The 22910-nt window shown below is 73.3% G+C and carries 26 protein-coding genes; 7 read left to right on the forward strand and 19 right to left on the reverse strand.

Annotated features, from left to right (window positions below):
* Positions 1–63: 63 nt before the first annotated feature.
* From BLW82_RS07605 to BLW82_RS07620, 4 genes are all read right to left on the reverse strand, one after another.
* Positions 64–1863 (reverse strand): vWA domain-containing protein, encoded by a 1800-nt coding sequence (locus BLW82_RS07605; RefSeq protein ID WP_093498092.1) that lies wholly within the window; start codon positions 1861–1863, stop codon positions 64–66.
* Positions 1860–2921, reverse strand: coding sequence for an ATP-binding protein (locus BLW82_RS07610; protein ID WP_093498093.1), 1062 nt, complete (start codon positions 2919–2921; stop codon positions 1860–1862). The genes BLW82_RS07605 and BLW82_RS07610 overlap by 4 nt, the downstream gene beginning before the upstream one ends.
* Before the next feature lie 182 nt (positions 2922–3103).
* On the reverse strand, positions 3104–5179 hold the full coding sequence (locus BLW82_RS07615) for a phage holin family protein (protein ID WP_093498094.1): 2076 nt from the start codon (positions 5177–5179) through the stop codon (positions 3104–3106).
* Positions 5180–5574: 395 nt separating this feature from the next.
* Complete coding sequence (locus BLW82_RS07620; RefSeq protein ID WP_093498095.1) at positions 5575–6006, reverse strand: hypothetical protein; 432 nt, start codon at positions 6004–6006, stop codon at positions 5575–5577.
* An 83-nt stretch (positions 6007–6089) separates the two neighbouring features.
* Between BLW82_RS07620 and BLW82_RS07625 the strand changes: the two genes are divergently transcribed.
* Both BLW82_RS07625 and BLW82_RS07630 read left to right on the forward strand, forming a co-directional pair.
* Positions 6090–6863: an MBL fold metallo-hydrolase gene (locus BLW82_RS07625; protein ID WP_093498096.1), complete on the forward strand. Its 774-nt coding sequence runs from the start codon at positions 6090–6092 to the stop codon at positions 6861–6863.
* 14 nt (positions 6864–6877) lie between these two features.
* Positions 6878–7513, forward strand: coding sequence for a DedA family protein (locus BLW82_RS07630; RefSeq protein ID WP_093507908.1), 636 nt, complete (start codon positions 6878–6880; stop codon positions 7511–7513).
* A gap of 54 nt (positions 7514–7567) precedes the next feature.
* Here the strand turns inward: BLW82_RS07630 and BLW82_RS07635 are convergent, their stop codons facing one another.
* The 3 genes from BLW82_RS07635 to BLW82_RS07645 form a co-directional block, all read right to left on the reverse strand.
* Positions 7568–8680 (reverse strand): MBL fold metallo-hydrolase, encoded by a 1113-nt coding sequence (locus BLW82_RS07635; RefSeq protein WP_093498097.1) that lies wholly within the window; start codon positions 8678–8680, stop codon positions 7568–7570.
* Entirely contained in the window at positions 8677–9981 is a 1305-nt protein-coding gene (locus BLW82_RS07640) for an aminotransferase class I/II-fold pyridoxal phosphate-dependent enzyme (protein WP_177232871.1), read from the reverse strand. The genes BLW82_RS07635 and BLW82_RS07640 overlap by 4 nt, the downstream gene beginning before the upstream one ends.
* Before the next feature lie 97 nt (positions 9982–10078).
* Positions 10079–11188, reverse strand: a complete 1110-nt coding sequence (locus BLW82_RS07645; protein ID WP_093498098.1) for a hypothetical protein — start codon at positions 11186–11188, stop codon at positions 10079–10081.
* A 236-nt stretch (positions 11189–11424) separates the two neighbouring features.
* Here BLW82_RS07645 and BLW82_RS07650 point away from each other — a divergent pair, with 236 nt between their 5' ends.
* Together BLW82_RS07650 and BLW82_RS07655 are read left to right on the forward strand one after the other, a co-directional pair.
* Positions 11425–11805 carry a DUF2795 domain-containing protein gene (locus BLW82_RS07650; protein WP_093498099.1) on the forward strand — a complete coding sequence of 127 codons (381 nt, stop codon included), beginning with the start codon at positions 11425–11427 and terminating at the stop codon, positions 11803–11805.
* A gap of 78 nt (positions 11806–11883) precedes the next feature.
* Positions 11884–12417 (forward strand): type 1 glutamine amidotransferase domain-containing protein, encoded by a 534-nt coding sequence (locus BLW82_RS07655; RefSeq protein ID WP_093498100.1) that lies wholly within the window; start codon positions 11884–11886, stop codon positions 12415–12417.
* 38 nt (positions 12418–12455) lie between these two features.
* Here BLW82_RS07655 and BLW82_RS07660 read toward each other — a convergent pair whose 3' ends face one another.
* The 3 genes from BLW82_RS07660 to BLW82_RS07670 form a co-directional block, all read right to left on the reverse strand.
* Positions 12456–12713 carry a DUF6158 family protein gene (locus tag BLW82_RS07660; protein ID WP_093498101.1) on the reverse strand — a complete coding sequence of 86 codons (258 nt, stop codon included), beginning with the start codon at positions 12711–12713 and terminating at the stop codon, positions 12456–12458.
* Positions 12714–12820: 107 nt separating this feature from the next.
* On the reverse strand, positions 12821–14440 hold the full coding sequence (locus BLW82_RS07665; protein WP_093498102.1) for an ABC-F family ATP-binding cassette domain-containing protein: 1620 nt from the start codon (positions 14438–14440) through the stop codon (positions 12821–12823).
* Between the two features lie 202 nt (positions 14441–14642).
* A complete protein-coding gene (locus tag BLW82_RS07670; protein ID WP_093498103.1) occupies positions 14643–15290 on the reverse strand; it encodes a histidine phosphatase family protein in 648 nt (215 codons plus the stop codon).
* Between the two features lie 72 nt (positions 15291–15362).
* Between BLW82_RS07670 and BLW82_RS07675 the strand changes: the two genes are divergently transcribed.
* From BLW82_RS07675 to BLW82_RS07685, 3 genes are all read left to right on the forward strand, one after another.
* Complete coding sequence (locus BLW82_RS07675; RefSeq protein WP_093498104.1) at positions 15363–16847, forward strand: bifunctional phosphatase PAP2/diacylglycerol kinase family protein; 1485 nt, start codon at positions 15363–15365, stop codon at positions 16845–16847.
* A gap of 123 nt (positions 16848–16970) precedes the next feature.
* Positions 16971–17786: a class I SAM-dependent methyltransferase gene (locus BLW82_RS07680; RefSeq protein WP_093498105.1), complete on the forward strand. Its 816-nt coding sequence runs from the start codon at positions 16971–16973 to the stop codon at positions 17784–17786.
* 48 nt (positions 17787–17834) lie between these two features.
* Positions 17835–18005: a hydrophobic protein gene (locus BLW82_RS07685; RefSeq protein ID WP_093498106.1), complete on the forward strand. Its 171-nt coding sequence runs from the start codon at positions 17835–17837 to the stop codon at positions 18003–18005.
* Positions 18006–18026: 21 nt separating this feature from the next.
* Here the strand turns inward: BLW82_RS07685 and BLW82_RS07690 are convergent, their stop codons facing one another.
* From BLW82_RS07690 to BLW82_RS07730, 9 genes are read right to left on the reverse strand one after another with little or no spacing between them, the layout of a single operon-like run.
* A complete protein-coding gene (locus BLW82_RS07690; RefSeq protein ID WP_093498107.1) occupies positions 18027–18311 on the reverse strand; it encodes a gas vesicle protein K in 285 nt (94 codons plus the stop codon).
* On the reverse strand, positions 18308–18496 hold the full coding sequence (locus BLW82_RS07695; RefSeq protein WP_093498108.1) for a gas vesicle protein: 189 nt from the start codon (positions 18494–18496) through the stop codon (positions 18308–18310). Before BLW82_RS07695 ends, BLW82_RS07690 begins: the two co-directional genes overlap by 4 nt.
* Complete coding sequence (locus BLW82_RS07700; protein WP_093498109.1) at positions 18493–19290, reverse strand: GvpL/GvpF family gas vesicle protein; 798 nt, start codon at positions 19288–19290, stop codon at positions 18493–18495. Before BLW82_RS07700 ends, BLW82_RS07695 begins: the two co-directional genes overlap by 4 nt.
* Positions 19287–19631 (reverse strand): gas vesicle protein, encoded by a 345-nt coding sequence (locus tag BLW82_RS07705; RefSeq protein WP_093498110.1) that lies wholly within the window; start codon positions 19629–19631, stop codon positions 19287–19289. Before BLW82_RS07705 ends, BLW82_RS07700 begins: the two co-directional genes overlap by 4 nt.
* Positions 19628–20737: an SRPBCC family protein gene (locus BLW82_RS07710; RefSeq protein WP_093498111.1), complete on the reverse strand. Its 1110-nt coding sequence runs from the start codon at positions 20735–20737 to the stop codon at positions 19628–19630. Before BLW82_RS07710 ends, BLW82_RS07705 begins: the two co-directional genes overlap by 4 nt.
* Positions 20734–21390: a DNA primase gene (locus BLW82_RS07715; protein WP_093498112.1), complete on the reverse strand. Its 657-nt coding sequence runs from the start codon at positions 21388–21390 to the stop codon at positions 20734–20736. The genes BLW82_RS07710 and BLW82_RS07715 overlap by 4 nt, the downstream gene beginning before the upstream one ends.
* Positions 21387–21650, reverse strand: coding sequence for a gas vesicle protein GvpG (locus BLW82_RS07720; RefSeq protein WP_093498113.1), 264 nt, complete (start codon positions 21648–21650; stop codon positions 21387–21389). Before BLW82_RS07720 ends, BLW82_RS07715 begins: the two co-directional genes overlap by 4 nt.
* 20 nt (positions 21651–21670) lie before the next feature.
* Positions 21671–22435, reverse strand: coding sequence for a GvpL/GvpF family gas vesicle protein (locus BLW82_RS07725; RefSeq protein WP_093498114.1), 765 nt, complete (start codon positions 22433–22435; stop codon positions 21671–21673).
* Positions 22432–22872, reverse strand: a complete 441-nt coding sequence (locus BLW82_RS07730; RefSeq protein WP_093498115.1) for a gas vesicle structural protein GvpA — start codon at positions 22870–22872, stop codon at positions 22432–22434. The genes BLW82_RS07725 and BLW82_RS07730 overlap by 4 nt, the downstream gene beginning before the upstream one ends.
* Positions 22873–22910: the final 38 nt, after the last annotated feature.

Here is a 22910-nt window from a genome sequence, read left to right on the forward strand (position 1 = left end):
GTTCCTTTCGGCGATGAAGGCGAATGAACCGGTTCGCTCGCCCCCATCCGATCACATCAGGGCTCACCGCACCCGGAAGACCGGCCCACGGGGGGTGAACGGCAGGCGACGTCCGTCCGGGATCAGATAGGCGTGCTCACGGCGCACCCGCAGGACGTCGCACCAGCCGTCGGTGATCACCAGGACCGGCGCGGCGGGCGGGAAGTCGTCGGCGCGCTGGAGCAGGTCGATGCCGGGCTGCAGGACCGTACCGCCGCGGCCGTGCACCCGGACCCGGCCGGCGATGTCGGTGGTCGGGAGGTAGCCGGCGTCGTGCGGGGCCGCGTCGCAGAAGACGACACGCGCGGCGGGTACGTCACGGGCCTCGGCGTAGGAGGCGATCGCGCCGAGGGCCTTGCCGAGCAGGGTGCGGTCCATGGAGCCGGAGGTGTCGAGGACCACGCCGAAGGTGCAGCGGGCGACCTCCTCGGGCGGGAAGTACCGGCCGGCGCGCGGGATGTCCGGGGTGGACGACTGCCGGCGCGAGGGGCGGGCGTACGACCGTACGGCCTCCGGGCGCGGCACGTACTCGTCGAACCAGCGGGCGAGCCGGGCGTCCCAGGGCAGCGGCGGATGGCTGAGGGCGCGGATCTCCTCGACCAGCCCGCCGGGCAGCAGCCCCCGGTCCTGCGTCTGGTGCAGGTCGAGCCCCTGGCACAGTCCGCGCCGGTAGAACTCGTCGAGGTCGACGTAGGCGCCGGGCTGCCCGAGCGGCGCGCCCAGCACGTCACCGCGTCCCTTGCCGCGCAGGGTGGCGAGCCGCCGCATCCGCCTCAGGTCGACGGCGATCCGGTCGTACACCTCCTCGGCCGACAGCCCCTTCAACCCGGCGTCGTACAGCAGCCCTTCGGGCATGGTGCCGACGCGCATCTCGACCAGCCAGCCGTTGATGACGTAGTCGCAGGCGATGTTGAAGAGGTAGTGGTCGCGGACGCCGAGGCGGTCGCCGTGGCGCAGGGCGGCGTGCAGCATCTCGTGGGCGAGGACGAACCGCCACTCCTCGTCGCTCATGGTCCGCAGCGGGTTGACGTAGATCTCGCCGGCCTCGGGGTTGACGGCGGCGACGGCGATGTCGTGGGCGCGGGCCAGTTCGGCGTCGGCGACGAGCCTGATGCCGGCCGCGATGCCGCCGAGCAGCGGGTAGGAGGAGACGAACCAGCTCAGCGCCTGTTCCCAGGGGCGCAGCGGAGTGGGCGGGCCGGACATGGAGGTGCGGCGGCCGCCGGCCAGGTCCATCGCCCGGGACATGGTGCGGGTCAGCGCGTGCGCGAACCCCACCTGCCAGTCGGGCACCTGCCCGGCCCACTTGTTCCAGGAGAGGAGGAGCTGGTCAGGCTCGCCGCCGTTCGTCCCCCCGCGCTCGTACGCTGCCGGGATGCCACCGGTCCGGCGCCAGCCGGCGGCGAGCCGCTCCTCGTCGCCCTCCGGGTAGGAGGCGGGCAGGTGGTCGGGGGCCTCGCCGACCGGGAAGGTCTCCAGGAAGCGGTTGACGACGGTGCAGCGGGCGGCGAGATCGTAACGGTCGGGCTGGTCACGCGGCCCGGTGGCGGCCGGGAGGTGCCCGAAGCCCAGATGAATGGTGCAGTGCGCCAGCGCCCAGGCCCATTCGGCGGGTTCGGCCAGCCGGGTGGCGTGCGCGTGCAGCACGCCGTCGGAGTCCGCGCGCACCAGCCCCTGCTGGGGGGCGAGTTCGCACTTCTCGTGCCGGCAGATCGTGAACTCCACGGCCCGCAGGGCTGGATTGGCCCGCAGCAGCTCCACACCAGCCGCGAAGTTCTCGGCGGCGGGGTCCTTCTTCTTGCGCGCGGCGGCGGCCCGGCTCATCGCCGGGCCTCCACCAGCCGGGGCATGTCCCGGGCCGCCTCGATCAGGAACCAGGCCGGCAGGACGGGGTTGCCGTCGGCGTCGGAGGCGATGACGGTCTGGGCGACCTCGACGGAGATCTCGGCCAGCTGCACCAGCAGCGACTTGGCCCGGTAGGCGGTCTGCCGGCCGTTCGCCGACATGTGCTCCTTGTCGACGGGCAGTTCCTTGACCAGCCGCCCCCGGAACGACTCGGCGAGGTAGTAGAGCAGGTCGCGGTCCTCGATCCGGGGCGGCCAGCCCGCGTCCCCCTTCAGGATGGCCTCGATCCCGAACCGGCTGCGCACGATCTTGACGTATCCGCAGAAGGCGGTGGCGTGCGCGGGGGTCAGCGTGCCGTGCGCCAGTACCTTGAGCGTCTCCTCGTCCAGGTCACGGCCGAAGGAGTGCAGGGCGTCGGAGAGCATGTGCCAGGAGCGCGGGGTGGAGAACGGCTCCTCGGTCTTCGGCGGCTTGGACCACAGGTGGTCGGGCCGGTCGGTGAGGTGGTCCAGGATCCACGGGTGGATGCCGGCCGCCCCGGCCCAGGCGAGCCAGTCGTGCGCGGAGGCCTCCAGGTGGACGTGGGTCAGCCGGTTGACGAGCGCGGAGGCGATGGGCCGGGCGAGGGCGTTGTCGGTGGCCCGGTTGCCGGCGCCGATGACGATCGAGCCCTTGGGCAGTTCGTAGTTCCCGATGCGCCGGTCGAGGATCAGCGAGTAGAACGCCTTCTGCACGTCGGGCGTGGCCGCGTTCAACTCGTCGAGGAAGAGACAGTAGGGCTCGTCCCGGGCGATCGCTTCGGGCGGACAGAACACGGACCGCCCGTCCCGGATCTGCGGGACCCCGATGAGGTCCTCGGGCGCGAGCTGCGTGCCCAGCAGGCTCACGCACTCCAGCCCGAGCGACTCGGCGAACTCCCGCACCAGGGAGGACTTCCCGATGCCGGGCGCCCCCCAGATGAACACGGGCCGGACGGTGGCGAGACCGAGAAGAAGCTCGGGAATGCGAGAGGGCGTGACGGTCACGGCTGCCTGCAAGAGGCTGCTCCTTGGGGAAGTCCGAGAGAGGTGCGACTCGAACAGTGTGAGCCGGGAGCGGAAGGAACGCAGCCGATTATTCGCCGGTGAGGACGCGCTCCGACAGGGGCGCCGGGGGTACCACCGGCCGAAGGCTGGGGAGGAACTGCGCGACCAGCCCCCACCCATCCGCACCCGACCGGCTACGCGGCCCTCTCCCCCTCCGCGGACAAGGGAACCTGCGGCCCGTCCGCCTCTTGAAGCCACCGCCGCAGCACTCGATGCACGGCCTCGGCCCCCACGAGCTCTTCTCCGTCCCCTGCCGGCTCGGAGACACGGACCGGCGACAACAGGAACGGCCGCCCCTGCGCGCCCCCCAACCCCCCGTGCGACCCGATCTGCTCCTCGAACGCGAGGACTTCGCCGCTCTCCGGGTCGTACCAGGAGTTGACCATGATGTCGGCGGTGTGCGGAAAGGAGTGCGTCCGCCGCACCGCGTCGGCGGCGCCCGCCCCGAACACGGCCAGCGGCCCCGCGTGGCCGTCCAGCCGGTCGAGCGGGATCTCCGCGCCGTACGCGCCGAGCACCACCCCGCCGTGCACCTCGCTGCGCACCAGCAGGAACCCGACGCCGGGATGGTTGGCGAGAGTGGTGAGCAGCGCGGGGTGGCGGGCGTCCAGCTCCTCCTTGGTCATGCGGTGCGGCACGTCAGGGAAGGAGACCAGGCCGAGGTTGCCGGAGGCGAGCACGACCGGCTCCGAGTGCCGGGTCGGCCGGTGCTTCTCGCCGCCCTCCTCGACCGGCCTGCGCAGCGCCGCGCGGACGGCGGCCCGTGCCTCCGTGCCGCTGTGGGTGCGCTCGGCCCTGCGCGGCACGTGCAGTCCGCAGCCGGCCCGGACCAGGTCGCCGAGGCTGAGTCCGTAGCGGGTGTGGAAGGTCTCGCCGGGGCTCTGACCGTGGTCGGAGAGGACGACGATCCGGTACGGGCGGGGGGCGTGTTCCGCGGCCTTCTCGATCAGGGCGAGGGCGCGGTCCAGGCGTTGCAGCACCTTCTCGGCGTCCCGGCTGTGCGGTCCCGAGTGGTGGGCGACCTCGTCGTAGGCGACCAGGTCGGCGTAGACGGCGGTGCGGCCGACGAGCAGGTCTCCCATGACCGCGGCGACGACGACGTCCCGTTCGACGACGGTCGCGAAGGCGCGGACGAAGGGGTAGAGGCCGCCCCGTTTGACGCGCGGGCGCTGCTTGCGGAGCCGGGCCGCGGTGGACTGGCCGATCTCGCGGCCGACCTCGGCGAAGAAGGAGAGCGCGGTGCGCACGGCGTTGGCCGGGTCGGCGAAGTACGCGAAGTAACCGGCGCGGGAACGGTTCTCCCGGCCGCGGCGGCGGGTGGCTATGGACAGGACGAGGGCCTGTTCGTCGGCGCCGCCGCCGAAGAGGTTGCCACGGCTGGCGCCGTCCAGGGAGAGCAGTCCCCCGTCGGCGGTGCGCTCGGTGGCCCGGCGCTGGAGTTCGGCGGCGCTGGTCGGCCGGTTGCAGACCATCACCTCGCTGCTGTCCTTCTCGTACCAGCGGAAGGCGGGGACGTCGAAGGTGGAGCCGTGCAGGATGCCGAGCTGGCTGGCACCGGTCTGGCTGGACCAGTCGGTGCGCCAGGGGGTGAGCCGGTGGGTGGGTGGTGCCCCGCCCGCGCCCAGCCAGCCGGCCACGGTCGGCATCAGGCCCTTGGCGACGGCGGCGGTCAGGACGTCGTGGCCGACGCCGTCGAGCTGCAGGAAGACGGTGCCGGGGGTGGCCCGGCAGGGCGGGTGGGATCTGCGGCGGCGGGTGGCGAGCCGGGAGAGCCGGCGGCGGTAGGCGTCGTCGTCGCGGACGGCGAGGGCACCGCCGGTGGCGGAGGCGACGGCGGACATCACGGCGGCCACGATCACGGCGGTCTCCGGTGCGGCCTCGCTCTGCCCGGAGGGGTTGATGCGCAGGGCGAGGAGGAGCAGGGAGCCGTTGAGGAAGAAGACCAGCAGGCCGAGGACGAGGGCGGGGACCAGCAGCAGGAGCCGTACAAGAAGGGGCCAGACGACGGCCGAGAGCACACCGAAGGCACCGGCGCCGAAGGCCGCGGTCATCGCGATGCGGGTCGCGCTGTCACCGTCGGGTGACTGGAGCTGGAAGTCGGGCAGGAGACCGGCGAGGACCAGCATGGTGACGGTGGACACCGCCCACACCGTGACGCTCCGCCCGACCTGACTGACGACCCGCCGCCACCGCACGCCCCGCCACCGCACGCCCCACCGACCTCACGTCCGCGCCCCCGCCGGATGCGGGTCTGCTCGCGTCAACACTGTCACACGGGGGCGGCCCGGAAGCGGTCGACCAGGGTGCGTTGGGCAGCACCAGCCGCCCCGGTGGGGGGCGGTACCCTCGCGGCGGACGCGGGCACCCCGACGCTCTGGACAATCCAGCGCGGTCTCGGCCCCCCTCCCCCCGAACCCCCCACGGAGGCCGCGCACCGTCACGGCGCACGCAGGCGACCCGATGCGCTCGACAAGGCCGTGCGGTGTCGGCACTCCGCATCCGCCGCGGCGGTGCTCAGCCACGCCGGCGGGGGCCGGCGGCGCCGTGGCCACGGCTGCCCGGCCGGCAGGGCGCGGCGCGGCTCCGCCGCTCGGCGGTTCCGGCCCTACCGGCCGTCGTAACCCGCCGTCGGCATGGAGAGCCTGCGGTGGACGCGGGCCTTCATCTGGGCGTCGTAGCAGGGCTCGGCCCGCCCCACCGTCTCCACCCGGACACCGCGTCTCGCGCACTCCGCCATGAAGTCCTCGACCGACGACAGCGCGCTCTCCAGGACCCGTCTGCTCGGGGCGACGAAGACGTCCAGACCGGGCCGGACGCCGGCCCACAGGGCGCTGTGGTCGGGGCGCAGGCCGCGGACGAGGAGTTCGCGGGCGATGACGTAGCCGTGCTCCACGGCCCAGCGCGCGCACATCGCGTGCTGGCTGCGGGAGTCGACCAGGAAGGGGTCGATCTCCAGGTCCTCCAAGGGCGTCAGACTCGCGATCGCGGTCACCCGCACCGGCGCGAGCCCGCCGGAGGCACCCCGTACCTGTCCCATGGCGTCCCCCTCACCTCCGGGTTTCGCCGCCGACCCTACTCCTGCACGTAGGCTTCGGGGAGTCGCGCGAAGGAGGCAAAGAGGTGCCGGTGGAGATCACCTGGTGGGGTCACGCCACCTGCACGATCGAGGATTCGGGCGTACGCCTGCTCACCGATCCTCTGTTCGCGCGCCGGCTCGCCCACCTGCGCCGCCGCCGGGGCGCCCCGCCGCCGCCCGCGGCCCGCCGCGCGGACCTCGCGCTCGTCTCCCACCTGCACGCGGACCATCTGCACGTCCCCTCGCTCGCCGGGCTCGCCCCGGGCACGCGCCTGCTCGTGCCCCGGGGCGCACCACGGGCGGTCCCCGCGCTCCGACGCCTCCGTCAGCTGCGGATCACCGAGGTGGGCGTCGGGGACGAGATACGCGTCGGCCCCCTCCTCGTACGGGCCGTCCCCGCGCTGCACGACGGCCGCCGGCTGCCCCTCGGACCGCACCGCTCGCCCGCCCTCGGGTACGTCGTCGAGGGCGCGGCGCGGACGTACTTCGCCGGGGACACCGGGCTGTTCGACGAGATGGCCGCGGCGGTCGGGCCGGTGGACGTGGCCCTGCTGCCGGTCGGCGGCTGGGGCCCGTACCTCGGGGAGGGCCACCTGGACGCCGGGCGGGCGGCACGCGCGCTGGCGCGGCTGGCGCCGCGCAGCGCGGTGCCGGTGCACTACGGGACGTACTGGCCGATCGGCATGGACGGGGTGCGCCCGCACGAGTTCCACACGCCCGGCGACGAGTTCGTGCGCCTCGCGGCCGAGTACGCGCCGCACGTGGCGGTGCACCGGCTCGGCCACGGGGAGAGCGTGCGGCTGGAGGTCGCGCGGTGAGACTGCTGGTGGTCATGGCGGCCGCCGCCGGCTCCACCGCGGCGACCTCGTCGTCGACCGAGTCCGCGCAGCAGGCGATCGGGTATCCGACGCTGTTCCTGCTGGTGCTCATCGGGGCGTTGGTGCCGGTGATACCGACGGGGGCGCTGGTGAGCTCGGCGGCGGTGGTGGCGTTCCATCAGACGGCGCCGTTCGCGCTGGTGCTGGTGTTCGTGACGGCGTCGCTGGCGGCCTTCCTGGGGGACGCGGCGCTGTACTGGCTGGGACGGCGGGGGCTGCGGTCGAAGAACGGGTCGCGGTGGCTGGAGGCGCTACGGGCGCGGGCGCCGGAGGAACGGCTGGAACAGGCGCAGGGGAAGCTGGCCGAGCACGGGGTCGCCGTGCTGGTGCTGTCCCGGCTGGTGCCGGCCGGCCGGATACCCGTGATGCTGGCGTGTCTGCTGGCGGAGTGGCCGTTGCGGCGGTTCGCGCGGGGGAACGTGGCGGCGTGCCTGGCGTGGGCGGTGACGTATCAGGTGATCGGGATTCTGGGCGGGTCGCTGTTTCCGGAGCCGTGGGAAGGGGTGGTGGCGGCGGTGGGGCTGACCGTCGTCATCAGTGTGGCGCCCGGTGTGTGGCGGCGGGTTCGGGGTGGTGCGGTGCGTGCGTAGCCGCGGGCGGGTGGGGGCCGGCCGCGCGGTTCCCCGCGCCCCCAGGAGGGCGCTCTAGTCGGCGGCGCTCCGAAGTGAGGTCCGTTCCAGGACCCTCGACCCGCCCACCGGCAGGTCCCACAGGTCCTCCCGGGCCAGCTCCGCCTTCTCCCAGGCCGCCCGCACCCGGGTCAGCGGCTCCAGGACCGGCTCCGCCGAGAGGATGAAGGTGCCCCAGTGCATGGGGGCCATCCGCCTCGCTCCGAGGTCCTGCGTCGCCTGTACCGCCTCCTCGGGGTCCAGGTGGACGTCGCTGAGCCACCAGCGGGGGTCGTAGGCGCCGATGGGCATGAGGGCGAGGTCGATGCCGGGGTAGCGGCGGCCGATGCGGGAGAACCAGTGGCCGTAGCCGGTGTCGCCGGCGAAGTAGACGCGGCCGCCGTCGGGGGCGGTGAGGACCCAGCCGCCCCACAGGCTGTGGCAGGTGTCGATGAGGGTGCGCTTGGACCAGTGGTGGGCGGGGACGAAGTCGAAGCGGACCCCGGACAGTTCGGCCGCCTCCCACCAGTCCAGCTCGGTGACGGTGGTGAAGCGGCGGCGCCGGAACCAGCGGCCGAGACCGGCCGGCACGAACACCGGGGTGTCGCGCGGGAGGCGGCGCAGGGTGGGGGCGTCCAGGTGGTCGTAGTGGTTGTGGCTGATGACGACCGCGTCGACGCGCGGCAGGGTCTCCCAGGGGACACCGACCGGGGTGACGCGGGCCGGGGTGCCGAGGATGCGGCGGGACCAGACCGGGTCGGTGAGGACGGTCAGACCGCCGGTCCGGACCACCCAACTGGCGTGTCCCGCCCAGGTAACGGCGACGGTGTCGACGTCCGCGCCGGGCAGCGGGCCCGGTTCGCAGGGCAGCCGGCCGACGTCGGCGAGGCCCTCCCGGCCGGGGCGGACGGAGCCCTCGCGGGCGAACCGGGCCATGGCCTTGAGGCCGGGCAGCGGGGCGGTCAGCCGGTCGTGGAAGGTCCGCGGCCAGACTCGGAGTTCGCCCAGCGGGCGGGGTTCGGCGAGCGGCGGGAACGGCGGCGTGCGGGTGGCGGTAGCGGCTTCGCCGGTGGTCGTGGCAGTCGTCGTGGTGACGGGCGTCGTGGTGGCAGTCGTCGTGGACCCTGGCTCATGCGTCTGCTGCGTCATCGAGGAGGCTCCCATCGCTGAGCGTCGTCGCGGAGATCGTCGAGTACCGACCCCAAGGACATCAACGCGCGTTGCACGTGCGGCAGTTCCAACGGTGCGGGTGACGTGAGGCATTCCAGGCGTTCCGCGTCGGTGCCGCCCAGCAGCGGGCCGGTGGCGAGCCGGACGCGCAGCGCGCCGAGGTCGTCGCCGAAGCGGTGGCCGCCGGGCGCGGGCATGCCGAGGCGGGCGGTGAGGAAGTCCTCCAACTCCTGTGCGTCGCCGACTCCGTGGGCGTCGAGCGCGGCGCGCAGCGGTTCCAGGTCGGCGTACAGGTGACGGCCGGCCTGCGGGGGCCGGGCCAGGGCGCCGCCGGCGACGACCGAGACGTGCACGGCGGCGGCCACGCGCGCGTGCAGCCGTACGACGGCCTCCCGGCGCGCGGTGACGGGCCCGGGCTCGTCGAGCGCGTACCTCGCGGCGACCGCGACCGGTCCGGCGAGGCGGGCGCCCAGCGCCGTGAGGATGTCGAGCACGCGCGCGTGCAGGGCCCTGCCGGTGGCGCCCTCCGGGAACCGGGCGACGGCGGCGGGCCAGCCGGCCGGCAGCAGGGCACCGGCCAGGTCGGTGACGACGGTGACCCGGTCCGGGAGCATCTCGGCGGGGCTGAGCAGCACCGTGGCGTCCGGGGCGTGCAGGGTGTCGCGCCAGGTCTCGTCACTGACCAGGTGCAGTCCCGCGCCGGTCGCGGCCTCCACGGTCTCGTGCAGCAGTTCGGGCGGGGCGACGGTGGCGGTGGGGTCGTCGGCGACGGAGAGCACGAGCAGCCGGGGGTCGCCGCCCTCGTCCCGGACCCGGCGCACGGTCTCCAGCAGCGCGTACGGGTCGGGGGCGCCGCCGGACTCGGCCGGGGTGGCCACGTGGAAGACGGGCCGGCCGAGGAGGCGGGCGTACGGCGCCCACCAGGCGGCGCAGGGACGCGGCACGAGGACGTCGCCGCCGAGCGCGGCGGTGAGCGCGAGGAGCAGGGCGGGGGCGCCGGGGCCCGCGGTCACCCGGCCTGGCGGCGCGGACAGCCCGCGGCGTTCCCAGTAGCCGCGGGCCGCGTCCAGCAGCGCCGGTCCGCCGCCGACGGGCTCCTCCGCGCCCAGGTTCGCGGCGGCGGCCAGGACGGCGGCGAGCTCGGGCAGGACGGGCAGCCCGTCGTCGGGCAGGGGCGGGCCGTAGCGGACGGGTCCGTGGCCTTCCGGTGACACCGGTCCGCGCTCCCGCGCGGAGCCGCCGTCCGCCGGTCCGTGGGCCCCGGGATCCGTCCGCCGCATCTCCGCCTCCGCGCAGTCCGTGGTGCCGTGTGCTGTCCGGTCCGGGTCGTGCGTACGGTGCCGGAGCGGTCGCTCCGGGTACCCGGCGGCGACCCGGTCACCCGTCCGCGCCGGACCTCCCGGCCCACAGCCGGTACGCCCGCCCGCCCCACAGTCGGTACGCGGCGCCGCAGCAGGCGGCCGCGATCAGCATCCCGCCCGCCACCAGCGCCGGTACGGACGTGTTGTAGGCGCCCCCGTCCCCGGCCGCCACCCCGTGCTGCACACCCGTCGCGGCGCAGGCGCCGTCACCGTCCCGGGCCGCGCCGCACTCCTGCCCGTCAACGCCCCCGCCGCCTCCGCACGACTGCTGCCCGCCGGAACAGGGTCGCTCGCCGCTCCCGTGCGGGACGCCGCCCTCATCTCCACGGGGGTCCGCGGCGCCGACGTCACCGCGGGCGGCCGCATCACCTTCACCACGGTCACCGTGGAGGGCCGTGCCGTCGTCCCCACGATCACCGGGAGGGGCCGTGCCGACGTCCCCACGGACGCCGCCGCCCTCGTCGTCGCGGGCCGACATGCCGTCGTCCCCGCGAGGGGCGGTTCCGTCGTCCACGCGCGGGGCCGTGCCGACGTCCCCGCCGGTGACGGTCCCGCCGTCCACCGGGGGCACCGCGCCATCGTCGATCCGCGGCACGGTTCCGCCCCCGGTCTCCGGCACGGCCCCGCCCCCGGTCTCCGGTACGGCCCCGCCGCCGACCTCCGGCACAGCCCCGCCGCCTGCCTCCGGCGGGGACCCGCCTCCGCTCTGGAGGAACGGGCCGCCGTCTCCAGCGGAAGCCGTACCGCCGCCGTCCGGCGTCACGGCCGACCGCGCGTTTGCGGCCTGTCCCTGCTGCCCGCTCGCCGTCGGGCAGGTCCCGTCGACGGTGCGGGTGCCGTCCGGCCCGGCACCCGCCCTGTCCCCGGCGACGCCGCCCGCGGCCGCGTCACCCTCCGTGTAGGTCGCCGGCCGGTCGCCGGAGGCGGTCTGCGCGGGCGCCTGCCCGCCGGCCCGGCCGTCGGCGGCCGTCGCGCAGGTCGCCGGGACGGTGACGACGGCGCCGGGCCGGGTGCCGCCGGAGCCGGTCTCCGCGGCGTGGCCGGCGGCCGCGGCGGCCGTGCCGGTGGCGCCGAACGCGGCACCCGCCAGGACGGCGACGGACAGGGTGCGAACGCTGCGGCGCATGGGAGGAGCTCCTTGCACGGACGACTCGGAGGCACGGGGCCCGTACCCCCGCAGCCATCACAGCCCGGCCCGCGCGGGGCCGCGCGCGGCCGGACCCATTCGCGGGACACGCCTCCCCTTTCGGGTGACGTCACGGCCCCGTCGCGGCGGGTCGGAAACGGCCGGGCAGATCCCCGTGTCGGTCACCTGTCCCCGGGTACGCGGTGCGCACCCCCTGACGTACCTGGAGGGAGAACATGCAGCGAGGCAGTGCCCGGCTGAACGTGCACCGGGACGAAGAGATGAAACACGAGCTCCAGGGCCTGCTCCGGTCCGGGCATCCGACGCGCACCGAGGACTGGAACGACCCCGAGCCGCCGGCCGAGGACGATCCGGAGGTGTACCGCGGTGCGCTGATGCCGGGGACCGGTGAGCAGCCGGCGCCGGAGAGCGTACGTCTGGAGTTGTCCAGGTACCTGACCCGGCACGACTTCCCGGCGGCGGCGCGCGAGCTGGCCGGCGTGCTGGGGCGCAGGAACGCCCCCGACATCCTGGTCGAGCGGGTTTCCCGGCTGCCGCGCTCGGCAACCTACGGCAGCCTGCTGGCGCTGGCCGAGGCGGTGACCGGCGGGAAGTGAGCCGGGCCCGGAGAATGGACCAAGGCGCGCACCGGCGGGCCCCCACCCGCCGGTGCGCCTCGGAAGGGAGTAAGCATCATGCGTGTCGCTTTTCTGTCCGCGCCCGAGGGCGTCGAGCAGGTGGAGCTGACCGAGCCGTGGAAGGCGGTCTCCGACGCCGGGCACGAGCCGGTGCTGGTGTCGACGGAGTCGGGGCGGATCCAGGCCTTCGACCACCTGGACAAGGCGGAGACGTTCCCGGTGGACGAGGTGGTCGGCGAGACGTCGGCGGACTCGTTCGGGGCGCTCGTGCTGCCCGGCGGGGTGGCGAACCCGGACTTCCTGCGGACGGACGACAAGGCCGTGGCGTTCGTGAAGGACTTCTTCGACGGCGGCCGGCCGGTCGCGGCGATCTGCCACGCGCCGTGGACCCTGGTCGAGGCGGACGTGCTGCGCGGCCGGACGCTGACCTCCTGGCCGAGTCTGCGGACCGACATCCGCAATGCGGGCGGCACCTGGGTCGACGAGCAGGTCAAGGTCTGCGACAGCGGCCCGAACAAGCTGGTCACCAGCCGTAAGCCGGACGATCTCAAGGCGTTCTGCGAGGCCTTCCTAGACGTCCTCGCCGAGTAGCCCGCGATCCGGTAGGCCGGAACCAGGGCGCCGTGGCCTCAGCCGGCCGCGGCGCCCGGCGTCGCCGTCTCGGCGCAGTTCCGCTCCCGGGCACCCTCCCGGGTCCGGCCGGCGGCGACCACACGGCGCGGGTTACGCCGCAGGTACTCGCCCTCCAGCTGGGCCATGCGCTCGTTGTGGGCGCGCAGCGCGTCGTTCGAGCCGTACAGCAGGGTGTCGTGGCGCGTCCGGTGGATGGTCTCCAGCTCCTTCATGAGCTGCTGGTCGTCCAGCCGGCTGGGGTCGACTCCGGTCATGGTGGTACCCCGCTCGTCGTGTGGGTCCCGGCGGTCCGGATTCCTGCCTCCACTGTACGAACATCCGGCCGCGCGGGCCTCCCTGGGGGCCGGCCCGCCGCCCGGCCCTACCGCACCCGCTCCACCCGGCGCTCGTCCCACACCGGCTCCGCGGTCTCGCGGACCCGGCCGTCGCTGCCGAAGACCAGGTAGCGGTCGAAGGAGCGGGCGAACCAGCGGTCGTGGGTGACGGCGAGCACCGTGCCGTCGAACGCCTCAAGACCCTCCTGGAGGGCCTCGGCGGACTCCAGGTCCAGGTTGTCGGTCGGCTCGTCCAGGAGCAGTGCCGTCACGCCCTGCAGCTCCAGCAACAGGATCTGGAACCGGGCCTGCTGGCCGCCCGACAGCCGATCGAAGTTCTGTTCGGCCTGCTGGGTGAGTTCGTAGCGGCGCAGGCGGGACATCGCCGCGCCGCGGTCCTGGGAGTGTTCCGTCCACAGGATGTCCAGCAGGGTCCGGCCCTCCAGCTCGGGGTGGGCGTGGGTCTGCGCGAAGTGCCCCGGGACCACGCGCGCGCCCAGCTTCCACTGCCCCTCGTGTGCCACCTCCTCGCCGGCCAGCAGGCGCAGGAAGTGCGACTTGCCGGAGCCGTTGGAGCCGAGGACGGCGACCCGTTCGCCGTAGAAGACCTCCAGGTCGAAGGGTTTCATCAGGCCGGTGAGTTCGAGCTGTGCGCAGGTCACGGCCCGTACGCCGGTACGGCCGCCCTTGATGCGCATCCTGATGTCCTGCTCGCGCGGCGGCTCCGGCGGCGGCCCGGCCTCCTCGAACTTGCGCAGGCGGGTCTGGGCGGCCGCGTACCGGGACGCCAACTCGTGCGAGATGGAGGCGGCCTGACGCAGGCTCAGCACCAGCTTCTTGAGCTGGGCGTGCTTCTCGTCCCAGCGCCGGCGCAGCTCCTCGAAGCGGGCGAAGCGTTCGCGGCGGGCCTCGTGGTAGGTGGCGAAGCCGCCGCCGTGTACCCAGGCGTCGGCACCGGTCGGCGAGGGCTCCACGGAGACGATCTTCTCGGCGGCGCGGGCGAGGAGTTCACGGTCGTGGGAGACGAACAGGACCGTCTTGCGGGTCTCCTTCAGCTGCTGCTCCAGCCAGCGCTTGCCGGGCACGTCGAGGTAGTTGTCCGGCTCGTCGAGCAGCAGCACCTCGTCGGTGCCCCGGAACAGCGCCTCGAGGACCAGCCGCTTCTGCTCGCCGCCGGAGAGGGTGCGCACCTGCCGCCACTGGGCCTTCTCGTACGGCACCCCGAGCGCGGCCATGGTGCACATGTCCCACAGGGTCTCGTGCTCGTAGCCGCGCACCTCGGCCCAGTCGGCGAGGGCCTGGGCGTACTTCAGCTGGGCCGCCTCGTCGTCGACGGTCATGATGGCGTGCTCGGCCTTGTCGACGGCCTGGGCGGCCGTGCGGATGCCGGGCGGCGCGACGGACACGAGGAGATCGCGTACGGTCGTCTCGTCCCGTACGGAGCCCACGAACTGGCGCATCACGCCCAGACCGCCACTCACGGTGACGGTGCCGCCGTGCGGCTTCAGCTCGCCGGAGATCAGCCGCAGCAGGGTGGTCTTGCCGGCGCCGTTGGGCCCGACGAGGGCGACGGCGGCGCCCTCGCCGACCCGGAAGGACACGTCGCCGAGCAGGGCCCTCCCGTCGGGGAGGTAGTACTCGAGATGCGCGGCTTCCAGATGTCCCATGGTGAAGGATTCTGCGGGGCGCCTGCGACCTGGGGCAAACCGTTATCTGCCCGATGTCCTCGGCCGCGGGTGCGTCGTGGTTGCTCGCGCAGTTCCCCGCGCCCCCAAAAGTAAGGGGCGCTGCGGTGAGCGCCCCGTAAGGAGCGCGGGGAACTGCGCGACCAGCCCCCACCGGGCCGCACCCGGAACTCCTCGCCGGCCCCTACTCCACCGGCTCCCCCGCAGGCCCGCTCGCCCCCGCCGGCTCCACGAGAGCGCCCTCCCAGGACAGCGCCTTCCAGCCGTCGGACGGGGAGCCCTCCAGGACGACGACGCCGGTGTTGTCGAGGGGGCGGGCCGCGGCGTAGGCGACGTCGACGTTGTCGGCGCGGGCCGCGGTCCACAGGCGGATCACGGCGCCGTGGCTGACCATGGCGACCGTCCCGGCGCCGCTCGCGGCGGCCTCGGCGATCACCGCCTCGTAGCGGTCCAGCGTCTCGGCCCCGGTGTCGCCGCCGGGCATGCGCAGCGCGGTGTCGCCGGCCGCCCACGCGAACACGGTCCGCATGTACTCCTGGCCGCGGTCGGTGTGCCCGGGCAGCAGCTCCAGGTCGCCGGCGAAGACCTCGCGGATGCCGTCGCGGACGATCGGGGTGAGGCCGCGGGCGGCGGCCAGCGGCGCGGCGGTGAGCTGGGTGCGGGTCAGCGTGGAGACGTAGAGGCGTTCGATGTCCTCGTCGGCGAGGGCCGCGGGCAGGGCCGCCGCCTGCCGCCGGCCGAGCGCGGTCAGACCGGGGCCCGGTACGCCGGTGTCGAGCAGGAAGTCGACGTTGGTCGGGGTCTGCCCGTGACGTACGAGGAGCAGGCGCATCCGGGAGGTTCCTCTCACTCGACCGCACCGGGAAACGGCAGGAAACAGCCACTTCAGGGTAACCGGACCGGCATGAGCCCTGATGTTGACCTGACCGTCCTCAAGCCGGGCCGGCACGCGCTGCGCGACCGGCTGCTCTCGCTGGACCTGAAGCTGTTCGAGGCGGCCGCCCACCGGAACTGGCCGTTCGCCGAGCCGGTGCTGCCCCGGCTGAGCCGCAGCGCCAACCACGGGGTGCTGTGGTTCGCGACGGCGGCCGCGGTGGCCGCGTCCCGCACGCCCCGCGCCCGCCGGGCCGCCGCCCGCGGCCTGGCCTCGCTGACCCTCGCCTCCCTGACCATCAACACCCTCGGCAAGCGGTCGGTGCGCAGGACCCGCCCGGCCCTGGACCCGGTGCCGGCCGTACGGCACCTCAAGCGGCAGCCGATCACGACCTCCTTCCCGTCCGGTCACGCCGCGTCGGCAGCGGCGTTCGCGGCCGGCGTGGCCCTGGAGTCCCCGGGGTGGGGCGCGGTGGTGGCGCCGGTGGCGTTCTCCGTGGCGATGTCCCGGGTCTACACGGGTGTCCACTTCCCGAGCGACGTGGTGGCGGGCGCGGCCCTGGGCTTGGGTGCCGCGTTCGTCGTACGGCGGCTGGTGCCGACCCGGGCGCAGATCGGTCCGCCGCCCAAGCCCCGTGCCGACGCGCCGGCGCTGCCCGACGGGGAGGGCCTCGTGGTGGTGGCCAACCGGGCTTCGGGCAGTTCGGACCGGGTCCGGGCACTGCGCGACGAGTTGCCGAAGGCCGAACTGGTGGAGTGCGAACCGGAGGAGGTGACCGCCGAGCTGGAGAAGGCCGCGCTGCGCGCGCGGGCGCTCGGTGTGTGCGGCGGCGACGGCACCGTGAACGTGGCCGCGCGGACCGCGTTGCACCACGACCTGCCGCTCGCGGTGCTGCCCGGCGGCACCCTCAACCACTTCGCCTACGACCTGAGCGTGGAGGACGGCCGGGGCCTGGGCCGCGCGGTGCGCGAGGGCGAGGCGGTCCGGGTGGACGTGGGCCGCTTCACCAGCGACGACCGGGAGGGCATCTTCCTCAACACGCTGAGTCTCGGCGTGTATCCGGAGCTGGTGCGCGAGCGGGAACGCTGGGCGCACCGCCTCGGCGGCCGGGCCGCCGAGGTGCTGGCGGCGGTGCGCGTGCTGCGCACCGACCAGCATCCGCAGGAGGTCGAACTCGGCGGCTCGGCGCACCCGTTGTGGCTGCTGTTCGTCGGCAACTGCGTCTACCACCGGATGGGCGTGACCCCGGGCCGCCGCACCGACCTGGCGGACGGGCTGCTGGACGTGCGGGTGGTGCACGGCGGCCGGCATCCGGCGCTGCGGCTGCTGTCGGCGGCCGTCGCGGGCGCGCTGAGCCGCTCCCCCGCGCACGCGGAGGTGCGGGTGCGCCGGCTGCGGCTCACCGGCCTCAAGACCGGTACCCCGCTGGCGTACGACGGTGAGGTCATCGACGTGAAGGGCGAGGTGCGGGTGGACAAGCTGCCGGCGGCGCTGACCGTCTACCGGCCGCACTGACGGCTCGTCAGTCCACATCGTAAAACACGGGTCTCATCATTCGACATGCGGGCGTAGCGTTGCGGATACCGCGGGACGGGGCGGTCCGGCCCCGTCCGCCGGTGTGAGCGAAGGGGCTGGGCCATGTCGAAACCACAGGAGACCGCCGTCTACACGCACGGTCACCACGAGTCGGTGCTGCGTTCCCACACCTGGCGCACCGCCGCCAACTCCGCCGCCTATATGCTCGGTTCACTCAAGCCGCACATGCGGATCCTGGACATCGGCTGCGGACCGGGAACCATCACCGCCGACCTGGCCGCGCTGGTCCCCGACGGCCACGTGACCGGCGTCGACCACGCGCCGGGCATCCTGGAGCAGGCCCGCGCGACGGCCGCCGGGCGCGGGCTGACGAACGTGGACTTCGCGGTCGCCGACGTGCACGCGCTGGACTACCCGGACGACACCTTCTGCGTGGTCCACGCCCACCAGGTGCTCCAGCACGTGGGCGATCCGGTGCAGGCGCTGCGCGAGATGCGCCGGGTCGCCAAGCCGGGCGGTTTCATCGCCGTACGCGACTCGGACTACGCGGCGATGACCTGGTACCCGGCGGTGCCGGGACTGGACGACTGGTCGGACCTGTACCGGCGGGTGGCCCGCGCCAACGGGGGCGAGCCGGACGCCGGACGGCGGCTGCGGTCCTGGGCGCTGGCGGCGGGGCTGAGCGACATCACGGCCGGCTCCGGGACCTGGACGTACAGCACGGACGAGGAGCGGGCCTGGTGGGGCGGGCTGTGGGCGGACCGCACGGTCGCCTCCGCCTACGCCGAGCGGGCCACGGAGGGCGGTCACGCGACCACGGAGCAGCTGGCGGCGGTCTCGGCGGCCTGGCGGGAGTGGGCGGGCCGGGAGGACGGCTGGTTCGCCGTACTGCACGGAGAAATTCTCTGCCGTAAGTGAGCCTGTTCCGCGGGTTCGGGGAAACTCGCTGCACAGGAGGTTCACATCATGGTTCCCATCCTGCTGGTGCTGCTTCTGATCCTGATTCTCTTCGGGGCCGGATTTGCAGTGAAAATACTCTGGTGGATCGCGCTCGCCGTACTGGTGATCTGGCTTCTCGGATTCCTGGTCCGGGGCACGACCGGCACAGGCGGCAGGGGTCGCTGGTACAGGTGGTGACGCCCCCCGCCGGTGACGGAGTCAGTCCCGCGGCAGCAGCGGTCCCAGCGGCCCGAGGTCCAGGTTCAGGTCCTCGGGCCGCAGTCCGTAGCGGTCGCGCAGCTCGGCCATCCGGTCCTCCAGGAGCATCAGGGTGAGCCCGATGCGCTCCTCCTGCTGTTCGGTGAGGTCGCCGGTGTCGAAGCGGCGCAGTGCCTGCCGTTCCATGAGCTGGCGCAGCAGCTCCACCACGGTCAGCACCAGTTTCACCAGGTCGCGCTCCACCGTGTCCGGTTCGAGGTCCAGCCGGTTGCGATGTTCGCTCACGTCTCCTCCCCCCAGGGTGCCGGCACTTGAGCGTTGACCGAGCTGATCAGCGCGTTCAGATCGATGCGCACCAGGTCGACGTCCGCGATGCGCAGGGTGACGTCACCGGTGATGACGACCCCGCCGGCCAGCAGCCGGTCGAGCAGGTCCACCAGGGCGACCTGACGGCGTTCGACGACGGTCACCGCTGCTCCCCCGCTTCCGCCGGCTTCGTGGGCTCGGTGGTCGGCTCGGTGAAGGAATAGGCCGCCCAGGGCCCCGTGAGTTCCACCCGAATTTCCGGCGCCTCGTCCTTCGTACGGTCGACCAGTTCCACGAATTCCTCGGAATCCGCTCGGGACACCAGATAGGCGGCATTGAGCAGGTTCCGCCCGGACACCCCGGAAAGGGCCGCATTCTGCGGAGGGTGCAGCCGGGAATCCTCGGCACGCCGGGACAGCCGCTCGTGCAGGGTGTGCGCGAATTCCTCGGCGGCCCGCCACTTCTCCTCGTGCGCACGCGTGCTCATCCGCCGCTGCCGCAGGTAGTCCCGCCCACTGGCGGGCCGGCCGACGGGCGCGGGCGCCTGCTCGGGCGGGTCGGCGTACAGCTTCACGCCCCACTCGACCCGCCCTTCCAGCCGGTCGAGGATGTGCAGGAAGTCGGCTTCGCGGTCCTCCATCATGGTCCGCACGCCGCTGTCGTCCCGGAAGACCGTGGCCAGCCTGAGCGGCAGCGGCGTGGTGACCGTGGTGAGCGCGTCGATCACACCCTGGTGGGCACGGGCGGTCGCGGCCAGCCAGTCCAGGTCCTCCAGATGGTCCCGCAGCGGCCCCTCGGCGAAGTCGCCCTCCGGGACCGTGCTGACGACGGCGACCAGACCGTGGTGCCTGAGCAACCCCGGCGGGCTCCCGCCCACACCGCTGAGCTGGGCCTGGAGAGCCGCCTCGAACGGACGGCAGACGGCGTACACGTACCGGAGCCCGCCCTGTGCGGTCATCTGTCCTCCTCCTGGCGCTGCCCGCGGCCGGCCTCAAGTGCCTCCAGGGCGGCCAGCCGCTCCCGCAGCTCATGGTTCTCCCGGGTGAGCTGATCGCGCCGGGCGCGGGTGGACAGCTCGGGATCGTGCTCCCACCAGTCGATGCCCATCTCCTTCGCCCGGTCGACGGAGGCGACGATCAGGCGGAGTTTGATGGTGAGCAGTTCGATGTCGAGCAGGTTGATCCTGATGTCACCAGCGATGACGATGCCCTTGTCCAGGACGCGCTCCAGGATGTCGGCGAGGTTGGAGCCCCCGCCGTCCCGTCCGTAGGGCTCGGGCAGCCGGCCGGCCATCGTCATCGACGGCTCCGGGAACCGGCGTACGCTTCCTCGTCCTCCGGTTCTTCCTCGTCCTCGGTCTCCTCGGTGTCGGTGTCCTCGTACTCGCCCTCGGGCTCCTCCTCGCCCTCGGCCTCGTACTCCTCATCCTCCCCCTGCTCGGCGTCCTCCGCCTCGTCGTAGGGCTCCTCGTCCTCGTCCTCGTACGACTCCTCGTCCTCGGGGGCGTTCTCGTCCTCCGCCTCGTCCTCGGGGGCGTTCTCGTCCTCGTTCTGCTCCTCGGCCTCTTTCTCCTCCTCCTCGGCCACCGCGTCCTCGTGGCTCTGGACGACCTCGCCGTCGCGGATCTCGCCCCGCCAGCCGTCGTCGACCTCTCCCTTGACGGAGATGTGGCGGGCGTAGTGCTTGAGGTCGAGACGGGTCCGGCGGCCCGAGGCGCGCCAGACGTTGGCGGTCTTCTCGAAGAAACCGCTCGGGTAGTACTCGATCACCAGGAGCACCCGGGTGAGGTTGTCGTCGAGCCGGTGGAAGGTGACGACGCCCTTGTGGCTGCCCTTGGCTCCCTGCGCCGACCACTGGATGCGGTAGTCCGGGATCTGTTCGACCGTCTTGCCCTTCCAGCTCCGGCTGGACCACCAGATCTTGCCCTGCCAGTCCGACGAGGTGTCGTCGGCACGGCTGGCGCTCTTCACGCCCTTGGCGAAGGTGCTGAAGTCCTGGTAGCGGGTCCACTGGTCGTAGGCCGTGCGCACCGGCACGCCGACGTCGACCGACTCGATGATGACGGTCGGCTTCTGCCCGCTGCCCTTGCCCTTCCCCTTGCCGCCCCCCAGGTTCTTCACCTTGTCCATGACGGTGTCCTTGGCGTGGGTCAGGCCGAGCTCCAGTGCGGAGCGCACCGGACCCTTGCCTTCCGCGACCTTGCGGCCTGCGTCGAGTGCGAGCTTGCCGAAGCCGGGGCTGTTGCCCTCGGCGATGTCGGTGAGTTTCCCCGTGGCGTCGCCGAGCTTGCGCCCGGCGCCCGCCAGCAAGCGTTCGGTCTGGGCAGCGAGGTACTCCTGTACCTCCGCCTTCAGGCGTTCCGCGGCCTCGGAGTGAGCCGCGTCCGTGAGCGGTCCGCTGTTCATCGGTCACCGCCTCCCTTCGGCCGGGCCCGGCCGGCCGTCTTCTTGACAGGCGCCCGGCCCTGCGCCGCCTTCTTCGCCGGCGCCTTCCTGGCAGGCGACTTGGCGGACGCCTTCTTCGCCGGTGGCTTCTCGGGGGCCTTCTTCGCGGGGGCCTTGCGGGCCGGCGCCTTCCGGTCGGACCCCTCCTCGCGGTCGTCCTCGGCCGTGTCGCTTCCTGCCTTGTCGCTCCCGGCCCTCTCCTCCGGCTCCTGGTCCTCCTCCGGCTCCTGGTCCTCCTCCGGCTCCTGGTCCTCCTCCGGCTCCTCGTCGTCCCGGCCGCCGCCGGTGTCGGGCACGACGCCCGCCAGCTGGTCACGCACCTCGGCGGTACGGCCGTGCAGCCGGTCGGCGAGAGCGCCGAGCTGCCGATCGACCATGGCGCCGGAGGCGGCCTTGCCGACCCCGCGCAGATCCTTGCGCAGCTGGTCGCCGATCTCCTTGAACTGCGGATTGTCGCGCAGTTGCTGGTTGGCCAGGTCGAGCACCCCCTTCGGGGTCAGGTTCAGCTTCTTACCGGCCACCAACGACCCGACGGCGACGGCCAGTTTCAGCTTCTTGGTGCGGCCCAGCACGTATCCGGCCCCGATCGCGAGGCCCAGTCCGATGCGGTTCATGTATGCATCCCGTTGCCGTGCCCCGCGCCTTTACGCAGGGCGATCTCCAGCCGGTCGAGAAGCTCGTCCTCGGCCCGGTCGAACTCCTCCTCGTCGATCTCGCCGGCTTCCAGTCGCTCTTCCAGCCGGGCCAGATCGGCCCGGACGGTGGCGGGGTCGTAGTAGATCCGCTCCGCCTCCTGCACCACCTGCTCGACGACCCAGGCGCTGCCGCGCACGGGCGCGAAGGGCAGTAGCAGCAACTCCTTGATCAATCCCATGGGTGCGCTCCTTCGGTGTCCTACTTCTCGGCCGCGCCGGCCGCGCTGTCCGCCGGTTCGGCGGGCCCTGGTTCGACGAAGCTGTACGGCGGGAGCGGTCCGTTGACGCTCAGGTCGAGATGCGGATGGGTCCTGCGCAGCCGCTCGAGGCCTGCCAGGAAGGTCTCGACAGAGTGCCGGTCCAGGAGGAATGACAGGTTGACGAGCCAGCCGGTGGATTCCGGCCCCACGCTGACGGCGGCCGCCTCGGGTTCCAGTGCCTGCCGCACCTCGCCCGCGTCCTCGGCCTCCCGGACCTTGACGGCGCCCGCCACCATCTCACCGAGCTGCAGCCGGCTCTCGTAGGTCCCGCCGCCCGCCTTCCGGTTGGCCTCGGCCAGGGCGCGCAGCTCGGGGTTCTCCGACATCACGCGGTGCAGCACGGCCTCTTCGACGTGGCTGGCCTTGACGTTGTACTCGACCTTGCCCTCGAGGGTGCGCAGCCGCTCCAGGTAGTGGTCGGCGCGTTCGGCGAGGACCCCGGTGACGGTGTCGTCGTCCGGGCCGACGCTGCCGAACCGCATGGGCAGCACGCAACCGCCGCCTCCGGCCTCCGCCAGCACGTTCTGGTGGGCGAGCAGGTCGCGGCGCTTGGGCCGGAGCCCTTCGGGCGCGTCACTGACGATGGCGGCCAGTTCACCCTCCGTGAGCACGCGCACGCGGCGCGGCGGGTCCCCGACTCCCTCCATGCCGTCGGGCAGAGCGGGGTGCGCGGCGGCCGTGATGCCGTAGACGTACGTACTCACTCCTGTTCCTCCCTCTCCCTGCGACGCGCCGGGGCGGCCTTACGGGTGCGCGGCCGGGACTCGGTCTCGCCCGAGTCCGAGTGCTCCTCGCGGGCCTGCTTGAAGGCGTCCGAGATCGTCTCGGCGGCGCCGGAGAGCGCGCCTTTCGACTTGCCGCGGGCGCCGGACTCGGTGACCTGGCCGACGATGTCGGGCAGGCCGGGGTCCTTGTGGGGGCCCGACTCCAGGTCGAGCCGGTTGCAGGCCTCCGCGAAGCGCAGATAGGTGTCGACGCTTGCGACGACGATCCGTATGTCGATTTTCAGGATCTCGATGCCGACCAGGGAGACCCGCACGAACGCGTCGATGACCAGCCCCCTGTCGAGCACGAGTTCGAGCACGTCGTAGAGGCCACTGCTGCCACCTCCGCCGGTCTGCTGTGCCGGTACAACGGTCATGCCAGTCAAACCTCTTCCATGTCGTGGGACCTGTCCGC

Origin of the sequence: Streptomyces sp. Ag109_O5-10 (assembly GCF_900105755.1) — a bacterium.
Lineage (GTDB): Bacteria > Actinomycetota > Actinomycetes > Streptomycetales > Streptomycetaceae > Streptomyces.

Excerpts from the sequence above, each read along its gene's own strand:
- BLW82_RS07670 (WP_093498103.1), bottom strand. The coding sequence starts at position 15,290 with ATGCGCCTGCTCCTCGTACGTCACGGGCAGACCCCGACCAACGTCGAC.
- BLW82_RS07605 (WP_093498092.1), bottom strand. The coding sequence starts at position 1,863 with ATGAGCCGGGCCGCCGCCGCGCGCAAGAAGAAGGACCCCGCCGCCGAG.
- BLW82_RS07730 (WP_093498115.1), bottom strand. The coding sequence starts at position 22,872 with ATGACCGTTGTACCGGCACAGCAGACCGGCGGAGGTGGCAGCAGTGGC.
- BLW82_RS07675 (WP_093498104.1), top strand. The coding sequence starts at position 15,363 with ATGAGCCCTGATGTTGACCTGACCGTCCTCAAGCCGGGCCGGCACGCG.
- BLW82_RS07705 (WP_093498110.1), bottom strand. The coding sequence starts at position 19,631 with ATGACGATGGCCGGCCGGCTGCCCGAGCCCTACGGACGGGACGGCGGG.
- BLW82_RS07655 (WP_093498100.1), top strand. The coding sequence starts at position 11,884 with ATGCGTGTCGCTTTTCTGTCCGCGCCCGAGGGCGTCGAGCAGGTGGAG.
- BLW82_RS07660 (WP_093498101.1), bottom strand. The coding sequence starts at position 12,713 with ATGACCGGAGTCGACCCCAGCCGGCTGGACGACCAGCAGCTCATGAAG.
- BLW82_RS07685 (WP_093498106.1), top strand. The coding sequence starts at position 17,835 with ATGGTTCCCATCCTGCTGGTGCTGCTTCTGATCCTGATTCTCTTCGGG.
- BLW82_RS07710 (WP_093498111.1), bottom strand. The coding sequence starts at position 20,737 with ATGAACAGCGGACCGCTCACGGACGCGGCTCACTCCGAGGCCGCGGAA.
- BLW82_RS07640 (WP_177232871.1), bottom strand. The coding sequence starts at position 9,981 with ATGCGGCGGACGGATCCCGGGGCCCACGGACCGGCGGACGGCGGCTCC.
- BLW82_RS07665 (WP_093498102.1), bottom strand. The coding sequence starts at position 14,440 with ATGGGACATCTGGAAGCCGCGCATCTCGAGTACTACCTCCCCGACGGG.
- BLW82_RS07635 (WP_093498097.1), bottom strand. The coding sequence starts at position 8,680 with ATGACGCAGCAGACGCATGAGCCAGGGTCCACGACGACTGCCACCACG.
- BLW82_RS07650 (WP_093498099.1), top strand. The coding sequence starts at position 11,425 with ATGCAGCGAGGCAGTGCCCGGCTGAACGTGCACCGGGACGAAGAGATG.
- BLW82_RS07715 (WP_093498112.1), bottom strand. The coding sequence starts at position 21,390 with ATGAACCGCATCGGACTGGGCCTCGCGATCGGGGCCGGATACGTGCTG.
- BLW82_RS07620 (WP_093498095.1), bottom strand. The coding sequence starts at position 6,006 with ATGGGACAGGTACGGGGTGCCTCCGGCGGGCTCGCGCCGGTGCGGGTG.
- BLW82_RS07700 (WP_093498109.1), bottom strand. The coding sequence starts at position 19,290 with ATGACCGCACAGGGCGGGCTCCGGTACGTGTACGCCGTCTGCCGTCCG.
- BLW82_RS07680 (WP_093498105.1), top strand. The coding sequence starts at position 16,971 with ATGTCGAAACCACAGGAGACCGCCGTCTACACGCACGGTCACCACGAG.
- BLW82_RS07645 (WP_093498098.1), bottom strand. The coding sequence starts at position 11,188 with ATGCGCCGCAGCGTTCGCACCCTGTCCGTCGCCGTCCTGGCGGGTGCC.
- BLW82_RS07720 (WP_093498113.1), bottom strand. The coding sequence starts at position 21,650 with ATGGGATTGATCAAGGAGTTGCTGCTACTGCCCTTCGCGCCCGTGCGC.
- BLW82_RS07630 (WP_093507908.1), top strand. The coding sequence starts at position 6,878 with ATGGCGGCCGCCGCCGGCTCCACCGCGGCGACCTCGTCGTCGACCGAG.